Origin of the sequence: [Flexibacter] sp. ATCC 35208 (assembly GCF_001975825.1) — a bacterium.
Classification (GTDB): Bacteria; Bacteroidota; Bacteroidia; order Chitinophagales; family Chitinophagaceae; genus Chitinophaga.
This window is the reverse complement of the sequence record NZ_MTKN01000004.1, coordinates 35,978-49,699: the sequence shown is the minus strand read 5'-3', so window position 1 is coordinate 49,699 and position 13,722 is coordinate 35,978. Positions and strand designations below refer to the sequence as shown.

General features: G+C 46.5%; 7 protein-coding genes. All 7 read right to left on the bottom strand.

Annotated elements, in window-relative coordinates; all coding sequences use genetic code 11:
• Window positions 1-11: 11 nt before the first annotated feature.
• The 7 genes from BW716_RS04350 to BW716_RS04320 are packed head-to-tail and all read right to left on the bottom strand — an operon-like array spanning window position 12 to window position 13,711.
• Complete coding sequence (locus BW716_RS04350; protein WP_083721424.1) at window positions 12-1,715, bottom strand: RagB/SusD family nutrient uptake outer membrane protein; 1,704 nt, start codon at window positions 1,713-1,715, stop codon at window positions 12-14.
• A 10-nt stretch (window positions 1,716-1,725) separates the two neighbouring features.
• Window positions 1,726-4,530, bottom strand: coding sequence for a SusC/RagA family TonB-linked outer membrane protein (locus BW716_RS04345; protein WP_083721299.1), 2,805 nt, complete (start codon window positions 4,528-4,530; stop codon window positions 1,726-1,728).
• Between the two features lies 1 nt (window position 4,531).
• Entirely contained in the window at window positions 4,532-5,437 is a 906-nt protein-coding gene (locus BW716_RS04340) for a glycoside hydrolase family 43 protein (protein WP_083721298.1), read from the bottom strand.
• 46 nt (window positions 5,438-5,483) lie between these two features.
• Window positions 5,484-6,818, bottom strand: a complete 1,335-nt coding sequence (locus tag BW716_RS04335; protein ID WP_083721297.1) for a glycoside hydrolase family 140 protein — start codon at window positions 6,816-6,818, stop codon at window positions 5,484-5,486.
• A 7-nt stretch (window positions 6,819-6,825) separates the two neighbouring features.
• Window positions 6,826-9,837: a DUF6298 domain-containing protein gene (locus BW716_RS04330; protein WP_143708718.1), complete on the bottom strand. Its 3,012-nt coding sequence runs from the start codon at window positions 9,835-9,837 to the stop codon at window positions 6,826-6,828.
• A complete protein-coding gene (locus tag BW716_RS04325) occupies window positions 9,827-11,923 on the bottom strand; it encodes a DUF3826 domain-containing protein (RefSeq protein ID WP_083721295.1) in 2,097 nt (698 codons plus the stop codon). The genes BW716_RS04330 and BW716_RS04325 overlap by 11 nt, the downstream gene beginning before the upstream one ends.
• Window positions 11,924-11,941: 18 nt before the next feature.
• Entirely contained in the window at window positions 11,942-13,711 is a 1,770-nt protein-coding gene (locus tag BW716_RS04320; RefSeq protein ID WP_083721294.1) for a RagB/SusD family nutrient uptake outer membrane protein, read from the bottom strand.
• Between the last annotated feature and the right edge of the window lie 11 nt (window positions 13,712-13,722).

Genomic DNA, 13,722 nt, shown 5'->3' with positions numbered 1-13,722 from the left:
ATCATTAATATTTAATAGCCAGCATTCTGCCCAAATTCAGCTCCATTCGTTAATGCATCTATCTGTGTTTGTGGCACCGGGCGCAGCCGATGGAATTCCTTTACCTGCGTTACATCCGGATTGTAGGTATGAATACGGTCCACCAGTTTACCGGTACGTTTCAGATCAAACCAGCGAACGTGTTCCCCTGCCAGTTCTCTCGCTCTTTCATCGAGAATGAAATCGAGCGTCACATCACTCGCAGTGATCTGCATAGCAGCTGTATAATCCACAGGTGTTTTCTTAGCCGCTCTCGTTCTCAATACATTGATATAAGCAGCAGCAGCGTTATTATCGCCCAACTGTAAAGCGGCTTCCGCACCGATCAGGTACATCTCTGCCAGCCGGATCACCAATACATCCAGGAAGCCCGGTTGCGCATTGGCCGCGGAACGGGTAATAGGGTCCATGAACTTCTTCAATGGCACATAATCATTTCCCACTTTGATGGTTCCATTCGTATTGTACACGCTATCACGATCTATGACGAGGTAAGGACGGGTGCTCTTGTCTGACACTGAATGTTTAGTGATATACATTGCGGTATCCACACCAACGACCATTGTTCGCCCTACCAGCGATGGATCTTTGCCATAATTCTTCACATCTGTTTCTGTCCAGGTATATGCTTTGTTACAAATCCACACTGTCTGAAAAGAACCCTCGAAACGACTATCCTTTTCGTCATCATAGAAATCCAACAGCGCACGGGTAGGCATAAAGTAACGGGTACCATCTCTGCCATAATCCATACTCTGCTGCAAACCGGGTTTAGAGCTGTAAGTTGTGAGGAACCACATATGCAGACGGTTTGCATTTTGATCATAGTCCAATGAATAGGTCAGCGAATTACTGATCGTATACAATGCTTCTTTGTTCTGCTTATTGTTTTTAGGATTGAAAACATCCGCATAGTTATCCCACAATGCTACACCAAATTCACCTTTGCGGGAAATGATCTCATCCACAGCAGCTTTTGCTTTTTTGAAATATTCCTGCTGTTCACCACCTGTGTAATAATACGCGCAGGCAAGGTTTGCACGTGCCAGCATGGCCAGTGCAGATTTTTGTGTAGCCCTGCTGTATTCTGCACCATAACTTACAGGCAGGTGCTTTGCTGCATAGTCCAGGTCACTGAGAATGAGTTTATAAAAGTCTTTGACATCGCTACGGGTAGCAGTTACGATAGCATCGTTTGTTTCAGTTGTAGACAGGATCACACCACCCCATTGTTCTACTACATGGTAGTAATAGAATGCGCGGAGGTAGCGCAACTCCCCTTCCCGCTGATTGCGCATCACCGTGTCTGTAAAACCTGCATTGCCAATACGGTTGATGCCTGCATTACAGATATTGATAGCTTTGTACATGTTTCCCCAGGTAGTAATGTTAGGATTGCCTTTGCTGGGAATAAAGTTCTCATATCGCATCAGCTCATTGGCATAATTAGCACGCCCTGAGTTGAACCAGAGATCCGTTCCCATTTCGCCCATCCATTCTCCATTATCTTTTCCATACCAGGCACGTTGTTCTGAATAGGCGGAATTCACGACAGTGATAAATCCTTCCGGGCTGGACCAGATCGCATCGGCAGTAATGCCCGAAGGATTGTATTCATCGAGGCTACAGGCTGTAATACCTGTGAGCATTAATATGACGAGTAAATAGTTTTTCATTTGTTTTGGTTTAGAAATCCACATTTAACCCAACTACTACCTGTTTGCTCAGTGGAGATGATTCTGCGCCACCTCTTTCCGGGTCATAATATTTCAGCAGGTGGCTACGTGCCTTTGTGAAAATATTAGCGGCAGTGGCATACACACGCAGGTTATCTATAGACAGCCTGCTACTCACGGCATGTGGCAATGTGTATCCAAGTGTGATATTCTTCACCTTGAAATATGACCCGTCTATATAGAGCATGGATTGATAACCGGCATAGTCACTGAATTTGGTGCTTTTCTTAGGACGGGGATAATCGTTGGTTGGGTTTTCCGGTGTCCAGTAGTTCACAAAAGCAGGGCCTCCATTTTCTCCACCTGCATTATAGCGACCCAGGAATTCACCATAGATCATTTGTCCCCAGCGGGCGACAACGAATATTCCCAGGTCAAAGGCGCGGTAGTTAAATGTATGCTGCCAGCCGATAGACCATTTAGGTACAGGAGAGCCTAAGTACTTGCGGTCCGCGTTATTAATAACACTATCCCGGTTCACGTCTGCCAGTTTAATGGAGCCGGGTTTAAAAGCAGTACCACCCATGGTGAGTGCAGCAGCTTTGTCCGCTTCGTTCGTCTGCCAGATACCTAGCTTCTGGTAAGTATAAAATGAATGAACAGGATGGCCCAGCAGCAGGGAATTCGTTTCCTTATCAATTATATCTTTATTCCCTACCAGACTGTTGATTCGTTCCCTGTTCGTTGTGAACGTGATGGTGGATGTCCATTTGAAATGTTTGTGGGCAATATTCACCGTGTTCAATGCGATTTCTATTCCCTTATTGTTTGTAGAACCGATATTCTGGTATACATATGATACACCTGTGGATACAGGCAGGGTTCTGAGTAATAACAGTTTGGTTGTTTTTGTATTGTACGCATCGATGCTGGCATTGATCCGGCTATTGAGAAAAGACATATCCAGTCCTACGTTTGTAGTGGCAGAGAGCTCCCAACCAAGGTTGGTATTGCCAATAGTGGAATTGAACACATATCCGGATGCAGGCACCTCGCCGAACGAGATATTGTTTGCCTGAGTGAGACCTGATTGCGTACCGTATTCAGAGATAGCGGAGTTACCTGCTACACCATATGTCACTCTCAGCTTCAGGTCATCGAGGTTACGTGCATTGCGCATGAATGGTTCATCACTTAGTCTCCAACCTGCAGAGACAGAAGGGAATCCAGCCCACTTATGTCCTACGGCCAACCGGGAAGCACCATCCATTCTTTCACTGAACTGAAACAGGTAGCGACCCTTATAGCTATAATTGATCCTCGCTGCATAAGACATAGTAGCAGAACCCTTGTAAGTAGACTGGAGTTTTCTACTGGTAGCTTCTGTTGCGTCCAGGTTATAAAAGAGTTGTGTGCCCAATACCTGCTTCACACCTGATGCACTGCTGGTGTCGGCATCCTTGTGGGTATAACTGCTCAGGGCTGTGATGGTAATGGCATGGTCGCCTTTATTCAGGTTGTAAGTAAGCACATTGTCCCAGTTGTAGAAACGGGTATTGCCATTGGTGATGGAGGTATAACTGGTGGCATCACCTGCCCTGTTCAGAGAGGTTGCTGCCTGGAAAATACCGTCCCTGTTAAAGCTGAGGAAGGTGCCGAAATTAGAGCGGAAAGTCAGTCCTTTAACCGGCGTGACATCCAGGTAGCCATTCATGAACACCGTCGCACCGATGGTCTGATCCGTAGCCACTTCCGGCCCCCTGTCATCAGTAAGCGGAGAAATCGTATTGGTATTCCCTGCTACCGGATAGACGTTTACATTACCATATGCATCGTAAGGTACACCCAGTGGGGTGGTAGACAAGGCGACGCTCATAGGATCCTTCCGTTTGTTGAGGGAAGTATAATTGATCTGGCTCTGGATACCGGCTTTCGCAAAGCGGGAGATCTCCTGATCCAGGTTCAATCGTACAGAATAGCGGGTGAGATTCGTATACTTCAGTGCACCATTTTCCCTGTAGTAACCGAAAGACATAAAGGCTTTGGTTTTGTCAGTGCCGCCGCTGACGGATACGGAATGACTCTGCTGGGTACTGTTGTGCATCAGGAGGTCTACCCAGTTGACCCATTGCCCCTTCTGAATAGCATCGTACTCACCCTGGTTGGCAAAGATGGTGGCATCGTCAGGTAAGGTTTCACCGGGATTGAGGCTGGCTCTCCATGCTTCTCTTCTCAGCTGCAAATAGCTTTCGCCCATACGGGGAGCCGGGTATTGTGTATATCCGTTCGCACCATAGTAACCATTGTAGGATACTTTTGTTTTGCCGGGTTTTCCTTTTTTAGTAGTGATGATGACTACCCCATTTGCACCCTGTGAACCATAGATGGCAGTGGCAGAGGCGTCTTTTAATACTTCCACGCTTTCGATGTCTGAAGGATTCAGGTAAGACATACTGCCTCCCTGCAATCCATCAATAATGTACAATGGACCATTACCGCCGGCAATAGAGCGGGTGCCCCTGATGAGCACATCTGCACCGGCGCCGGGTGCGCCACTGCTGCGAGTAATGTCCATACCGGGTACCCTACCCTGCAGGGATTCCAGCGGATTGGCCACAGGCGCCTGCATAATCACATCTTTTTTGATGGTGTATACAGCGCCGGTGAGATCTCTTTTCTTAACAACGCCATACCCGATTACGACGGTTTCATTCAGGTCGCGCACCTTCATGGAATCGGGTGGATGATGTGTGGTGTCTTGTGCGTACGTGACCGCACAACAAATGGTCAGGAGGATGGTGAGGGATACTCGCATTTTATTTGGTTTGGGCTAAAAGTCCTTTCAGGACCTTTTTCGTGGTTTTGAATATGGTGCCGTGTTTATGTCCGGTTGGCAGTGAGACTTTGGCTGAGATATCGGTAAATCTTTTGAAATCGATTGTTTTTATTGCGCCGTAATGGTGTGTGCCATAGTTATCGTAATAAATAAGCCATTCCTTCCCTACTTTGGTTGCGGATGGACCTTCAGTCAGTTTATCTGTAAAAGGCGCTGAAATCGCCTGATATGGACCTGTAGCATGCTCACTGAAGGCAACCTTAATATCCCTTTCATGGCGTGTGTTGTCTTTTACCACCAGCACATACCTGTGGTTCGCTTCTTTTACGATCGTACCGTCTATCACACTGTAGCCAGGGTCAAAGAAGAGCTTTGCAGGTGAAAAGGTCACGAAATCCCGGGTGGTGGTATAATACAGCCGGTGGTTGTTGTTTTCTTCTTCGGTGCCTTTGGGAAAACGACTGGGAATGGTGGTACTCCAGATGATGAGGAACTGGTTATTTTCATCATCATAAAAGAGTTCTGGCGCCCAGACATTTACAGCTGTGGGTTCATGTTCCATCACGGGTATATATCGTTCGTCTGACCAATGGATCAGGTCTTTGGAGCTCGCATAGCCAAAGCCTTTGTCACCTTTCCAGGCACTGGTCCAAACAAGGTGAAATATGCCATCAGGGCCTTGCTGAATACTGGGGTCCCGCATGTTCTTTCCTCCTATTGCAGGTGTAAGGAATGAGCCGGGAATGTCCGTCCAGTTATAGCCATTGTGGCTATATAACAAATGAAGTCCATCCAGGCCGGGCTCCCGGAAAGATGTGAAGAGGTACACATCCTTTCCGGAGCGGCAGGCCATACAGATAATAAGTAGTAACAATATAGGTCGCATAACAAGTGGAATCAGATGTAATTTTCAGCTGGAAGCATTGAATTCTTTAAGACCTGTCTAAAATCAATACCCAGTCATTTCCTTCTTCTTCCTTACCGGGTGGGTCAAAGACTTTCACGCCTTTGTTTGGAAATGTGCCTATCCGGGAGGTATACCCGGTGCGTGGATCATACCACGATGCTTTGATATAACCCGCTTCAATCTTTCCTAACTGTACAGGAATACTGCGACCAGTAGCCGTATAATAGAAGGCATATGTCTTTCCTCTTGTTGCCAGAATACGCTGATGCTGCGTACCCGTATCCTTTGCCAGCAATGACTGATCAGGTACACGATCAAAGTAAGAACGGGAGAGCAATAATTGTTTCAGGTATTTCATCTGACCCGCACCCGGTGCATTGAGTGCATCTGTATACACTTCTCTTACACCATATACACCTTTCTCTTTTGCTTTGTGAAACTGTATTACTGAATTATGTCCATAAGTAAACCCGGCACCACCGGCAAATACAGACCAGTAGGCATAACGACGCACATCCTTATCTGACCAGTAAGGTTCTTTCGGATCATGCAATCCCTGTGGAATACTTTCGTAGGATGGTTCTCCATCCAATACTGGTTTTGCAGGCGTACGTTTATAATCTGCCTGTACATACCTGAAATTATCTTCGCCGTATTTTCTTTTTGTCGTATCCTGGTTATAGCGCTGGTGGCCGGACTGAAACATATTAAAATTCAGCCAGGCTGCATGATGGAACCAGTCGGAAGATTGGGCACGGCCTCTCGGATGAAAGGTCATCAGGTGTACGGAGTCTTCTTTGTGCAGGGTATTGCCAATAGCATTCCATACCGCAGAAGAATCACTGCCTTTGATATCGCCACCATTCAGCCAGATAATGTTCTTTTTATCATGAAAACGGGTAGCGAGGAAATGGGCATAAGTAGCAGCAGCGGCTGGTGACACCTTGCCTTCTTTGACAGGCGAACCCCATACCGGCACCAATGCCAGGTAGAGTCCTTTGGCCGCAGCTTTGTCAACGACAGTTGCTACGAAATCGAAGTACTTTTTCTGAGGTTCAGCAATATTGTTTTTCAACAATGCGGAATCTCCTTTTTGATTCACGGCGGCCAGCTTTGGCAACAGCATCACCTGGATCACATTGAATCCTTTATGCTGGCGATCGGCCAGATAATGATCTACCTCCGACTCATTCAGGTTGGTGAACAATAACCAACCAGTATCTCCTAACCAGAAGAAAGGCTGCCCATCAGATGTCTGAAAAAAGTGCCCGTCCTTTGAGACCTTCAGTGTCAGGGTTTTACTTTGCCCGTAAGTGAGGAACGGGAGTAATAATACGTATAACAGTGTATTCCATTTCATGCTTAAACTATTTGTGGCTTATCCATAACACAGCGGGAGACTGTTGTGGGTTATGGAATTTAAAGCTACTGATCTTTTTGTTACTGATCAGGTGTCCATCCTTTGCATTTATCCAGCGGGCAGTGCCCTTTACACCTGCATCTACTGTTATTTCTGCAGTTGTATTACAGTAAATGATGTATTCGTTTGCCGTATTCTTCAGCGCCATTGCACCGGGTATATCTACAGGTTGCATATCAGCAGCGGCTGTTAAGAAACCGGGCACCTCTATTACAGGAATATCCGGCAGGGAGCCTCCTGCCATCAATACCGCCCACCCAAAACGATCGTAACTGTCTGCTGAGTAAATGACTGCTTTCTCAGGATATTTTCCCCTGTATTCACGCACTGCTTTGTACACCATTTCTTCACTGGACTTTTTAGGTTTTAGCAACCGTGCGTGCTGACGGGGGGCCAGGTTCTGCCCACCCTGTGGAGCATATGCATTACCATCCTGCTGATAATGCCAGTAGCGAATATCTATCAGGTCAATAACATGTGAATAAGCAGGATTTTGCAGAATGGAATCCTGTACATCCTTTGTTGTGCTGAGACCTATGATACAGGAGGATGCATGTTCCTTTTTATACGCATCAATGGTATTAGCCCAGAATTGCACAAAGTGCAAAGGCCCGGTAAACTCTGCACCTATCAGTTGTATCACATTGCTGTAGTTACGCAGACTCTCCATACACTGCCGAATGTAGGCCTGATGCAAGGCACGACGTACCGGATGAGTCGTATCATAAAACTGTGCAGCCATGAAGATGCGCTTGCCACCTGCATATGGTGGTGGTTCCGGAAAACCTGTATTATTCACATTATTCCCAGGGCGCCATGGAAAATCTGCATAGTGCGCACCGGCTTCGATAATATTGTGCTGGAAGTAATTTTCGTGAATCAATACCATGCCTTTGGATGCAAACTGTTGTAAACGGGTCCAGTACCAGGTATTGTATTTGGTGATATCATATTTGCTGAGTCCATCCCATGCTGTGCCTTCACCACTGCGTGCAAAAGGCTGTTCATAGAATGGAGGCCATACATCGCCATCTATGCGCAATACCCGTTCATGATCATCTCTTCTTCTCTCATACCAGAGACCGTAATTGTGATCAAAAGCAATGATGTTCTTTTGTTGCATCCAGTTGACTACGCTATCCAGGTCATCTGTAAAACCAGTACCGGTGCGGCCGGGTACAAAACGGGTGAGTGCAGCTACGGCTTCTCTTGCATCTTCAGGACGGATACCACCCCGCCACCAGGGTTCTTCATGACGGCCTCCCGTAAGTAGCTGGTTATTTTTTAGTATTCTTCCATTTTGAATGTGGATAACATCAGCATTGGCACGCACCAATTCATTTTTTTTGACAGGCGCTACCTTAATTCCTTTTGTATTGACTTCGATCGTTTTTTGTTTTGTGATCCATTCCAGTAATGTTAATGCCGGCTCCTTTGACTGCGCAATCAGTTCCGCCGCCTGCTGGGGTGATGGACTACTTGAAGCCTCCGATGTAGCAGGCATTAACCTCGCTCTATCCGATACATCCTTACCCAACCGGTCTGCCAGCTGTGCATAATACAAACTACGTGGATTGATGTATTCATTGGAACTATTCCAATACCCATTGCCCTGAAACTGTGCCCAGGCGCCAAATGACCAGTTCATGGCCCCGGGTGGTGCAGGACAAATGATCTTTGCAGCCGCACATTGCCAGAGCATACTATTCGCTGCTGACCAGCCAGCACCCTGTCCATCCTGCCCTCTATCCGGAAAACCCAATGCCTGCCCTGTCACCTGCACATTATCCAGCAATACGCCGGAGGCCCAGCTATCTAATGTACCGCTATAACTAAACGGCATCCAGGATTCACATTGTACAAATGCATTAGGCCCACCTGCACAATAGCCTACTCCAAAATCATGATAGCCATATTGTGCATAGATGCGCTGAAAAAGCGTTTGCTGACCGGCAGTAAAAAAGGTATTCCTGCGCTGCCCCCCAATTTCACTCACAGGGGCTAATGAGATACAATCTTCTACCGTAATACGACCCGCAGTTTCCCATATGGCCACTGCTGAACCGGCAAAATGTTCAAATGAGACCTGTCTGACCCAGCTATCTGTCGCATTTTCGATGGTAATACCCATCCAGCGATGATCTTCGTCTTTGGGTCGTTTTTCATCAACAGCAGATATACAACGGAGTTTTTCCACCCCCACATGTGTAATCTGCCCCGGCCATTGGTAAGCCGTAATGGTAGCAATCCCGTAGGTCGTATCCAGTGCCGTGGTCAAAGGTGCATCCAGTGTGACCTGATTGCCATGAACAGCCAGTACTTTGCGATCCCAGTGAATCACGCGCTCGTTAGGCTTCCAGCCCAAGGCCGTAATGCCTCCGCCAAAATGTTCCGTACCTAATTGTGCGATCCATGCTTTTGTACAGGGACGGCTGATTTCCACCCTATCTCCTGTTTTGAAAACAGATTGTGCTACCGTAATCGTAGTTGCATTCACAGGCACATAGGCATCGATGATATTTATAGTTGTACTGTAGTGCTTATTATTCACACCAGCGACGCGAATGAGTGGTGCACGGTCTGTACCTGCTCCCAGCAAAATGGTTTCAGGCCCACTGCCTCTCAGTACAACATTCCCAGTATTGATGTGCAAAGAGCCAAACACCTGATAAGTACCTTTTTCAAGTAACACAGCACCACCACCAGCAGCTACCTGATCGATCGCTGCCTGTATATCACCACCTACAGGTACCACTATCCGTGCAGGCACATCCGGAATCGTACTATCCCCACCCATATATCCACAATAGGAATAGTCAGGTATACGATTGCCTAAGGCGTCTGGTGTATACACCAGACGCCCTTCTTTACTCACCGATACCGGTGGTTGTATTTTTTGCTGTGCCGTTGCTGTAAGAGACATACAACATGCCAGCATCCATAAGATCTTATTTTTCATTCCTACGTTTCTTCCAGTCTGCTTCCGCTTTTTTCATATCAATACCGGATGCTGATAAATAGTTATTGATCCTACCTTTGTACTTACCGAATACTGCATGTTTTTGTTCAGATGTACCTGCATCCATTGCATTTTCACGGGCTTCTATCAGCCATGTCATGATCTGTTGCTGTTGCGCAGGTGTCAGGTTAGGCAGCATATCCAGGTAAGCATTGTAAGTGACAGGCAGTATGCTGTAAGTCATACCATCCTTTACTTTTGTGACCTGTTCAGTCGTTAATACGGAAGACAGTCTGGACAGGTAGTGCTGGTGCAGCTCACGCATGAGCACTGTATCTTTTTTACCTTCGTTATCTTTGATATCTATATATTGTTGTGCAATAATTGACTGTACCTGATCATTCTTTGAATCATCATCAATACCCAGTGTAGATACGATCTTTGCGACACGCTCATTGATGATCATGGTATAAGGTTTCTTATCACCTTTAATATCATTTAGAAAATCTTCGATATTGGTATAGCCATCACCATTTTTATCTTTCACTGCATCGCTGGCATCTTTTGGATTCAGCCCATGTTTGATTTCCCACTCATCAGGGATACCATCACCATCGGCATCCTTGTAAGGTTTGCCTTTGTATTCAGGATAACCACCTACCTGTGCAATGTCATAGATAATGCCCTGTTTGTAAGAATCCGGCGCCAGTCTGCGCTTAATGTATTCACTACCAATTTTAGACTCGGTATTGTCTTTGTAAATGATCTTACCGGTACGCACCTGTTCTACCACTCTTTTATCCACAGGATCACGCACAGGCAGCGTAGCGCCTGCATTGTCCAATACATACTGATAAGCATCGTTCGCAGAAAGGATCGTCATCTTTGGCATCGGTGCGGGATGATCTACTTTCATATCTACCATGTATTGGCCTGCATTTGGCAGGTCTTCTACCTGTACACCGCCATCCCAGTTGTTTTTGGTGATATTATCATAACCTTCCATGATATTGCCGGTTACGTATGTTCTGCCAAACTGCTGGTATTTCAGTTTGCTACGGCCGGATTCTGGCTTAATAATACGGTGACCTACATTCTCATCTCCTGGCGTAACAGGACCCGGTTTGAAATAGTTATTGATGATATTGAACTGTGAACGATAATCGCCACCATCTACAGTACGATGTTTCCAGTTGAATACTACGTTATTCACAAAATTGAACACACTGAACCAACCTACTGAAGGGTTACGTCCTGCATTACAAGCCCAGAGGTTGCGGATGAAAGCACAGTTTTCACCACCCAGTGTACTACCAAAAGCATGATTGTATGTATCCAATGCTTCGGAGGATATACAGTTCTGAATAGTGATGTTGATAGTTGGCAATTTTTCTTCCTGATAACCTTCTCCCGGGTTGTACATATGCCGGTACAGGGAGATGTTTTCATCCAGGCCCCAGCTGGCAGAGCAATGGTCAATGATGATGTTGCCCACAGGATTTCCACCCAGTGCATCATCCCGACGGCCTACGGTTGTTTCGCCTCTGCGAAAGCGCATGTAGCGGATCACCACATCATGGGTGTCGATCCAGAAGCTTTCGCCTGCTACACAAACTCCATCACCGGGGGCTGTCTGGCCGGCAATGGTGATATAGGGCGCCCGAAGGATAATGGGGGTCTTCAAGTGGATGATACCAGCTACGTTGAATATCACGGTACGTGCGCCACCCTGCTCACAGGCATCACGCAGTGTACCGGGTCCATCGTCTGCCAGACTTGTTACTACATATACTTTACCGCCACGACCGCCAAAGGTGTATGCACCACCACCCTCAGCTCCGGGGAAAGCGGGGATGCTTGCCTGTGGCAGGTCAGTAGGCCGGGAAGCATATGGAATATAAGGTTTGCCATTGCGCGCTTCCTGTGTCACAATGGGTAATGCTTTCTGCCACATGTCGTCTGCATGTTTCTTTGCACCATCAAGCATGGAATCACTTACCTGCTGTACAGCTTTTGGTATGGTTGGATATTGAGCAAATGCATGATGCCCGAAACAAATTGCTGCCAGTATGAAATACTTTTTCATCGGTTATTTAATTTCAGATTATTCGTAAGGATTAAAGGTGCCGCTGTTCCATCCTTGTGTCTGTTCCAGCGATGGGTTCCGTTGTATATTTGAAGTAGGTATACCGTAAAAATAATAATTCGAAGGATAATTTATAGGCTGCTGAGTATCCAGGTTACCCACTGTTGCTGTAAAATAAGTGGTATAGTCAGTGCCATTGATATCCAGCTTATCGCGCAGCATGATGCCTTCGCTGTCTGTTTTTTCAAGGATCGCTACGGTGTAAGGTGCTTTTACGGCAATCGTGAGTACCTTTCTTGTAGTGCCATTTAGTTTGTCGAAGAGTTTATTGCGGCGCATGTCATCGTAACGTTTGCCTTCGAAGGCCAGTTCTATACGGCGCTCATTCAGGATCACCGTGCGCTGTGCATCCTGTGACAAACCTGTTTGTAAACCATACATGTTATCTGACCCGGGATTGATACCTGCTCTTTTGCGTAGCGCGATCAGCATATCGTAGGCTTCCTGAGTACGACCGGTGGCATTGGCGCATTCTGCAAGGTTCAGCATCACTTCGCCCAGTCGCAATTCTATCCAGTCCGTTTTGCCCAGTTTGGTATTATCCTTTATGGTAGCCGTATTACAATTCTTGCGGCAATAGAAACCCGTTACACAGGGTTTACTTTTATCATCAGTCATACCTGTGTAGTTCCATTGTCTGCGGTTGGTTTTATTACTCAGTGGCCAGGTACAGCCATTGTATGCGATGGTTGCATCAAAGCGGGGATCGCGGTTTTTCCAGAAATATACGGAGTCATACCCGGATGTTGCATCGTCGATAGACTTGCCATCTTTGGTAGGATATGATTTTACCATGTCCCAGGTAGGCTGGTACGAACCACCGCCCCCGTTGGACTCTGAGTAAGGACGGGCGGCATCGTCAAATGTACTGGCTTTGTTGGCGCCATCAAATGAACGCAGCATGATTACTTCTTTGTTGCCAGAGCCTTCATCCAGCCAGATGTTTGCATAACTCGAATATAAAGCATAACCATCTATGAGCAGGGTATCATACGCATTTCTGTTTGCCTGATAAGCACGCTCCCAACGGGTCTGATCACTGTTTGGATTGAACTGCGGACTTGCCCAGTACATGAGCATACGGCCCTTGATACCTAATGCCGCACCTCTGGTAATCCGACCTCTGTCAGCACTACCCCAGCTGGCAGGACAACCCGCTGCCATATCAAAATCTCTTGCGATGGAGTCTATACATTCAGAAGTCTTATTTCTCTTTACATACAGATCTTCTGTGATCCAGTCCTGTGGATGGTTCAGATAAGGTACCCCACCATAGAGTTTCACCAGCTGAAAGTAAATCCAGCCACGGAGAAAGTATGCCTGTGACTTGATTTTGGTTCTGGTATCTATATCCAGGGTACCCTTATCTATTTCAGTCAGCAGGATATTGATCTTGCGGATATATGCCCATGCATTGTTAGACGCATTACCACCGTAAAAGTCAGTGATATTGTCAACTGACAGCGTGCCATACCACAGCTTGGAATCACCACCATTATAGTCGTCTGCCAGATCGTGAATAGCTGTAGGTATAGTAGCGGACCCTTGCAGGTTGGGCCATGTAGGCATGGCGATGTCATAGAGCCTGTTCAGGTACAGCGTAGCTGTAGATTCATTATTCCAGGCCGTTTCATCAATACCTGAGAGGTCGGTTTTATCCAGTATCTTGGAACAGGAGCAAAGCCCCAGCAGCAGGAAGATGTATATATAGATGATCTTACTTTGCATAGTTGTTAATT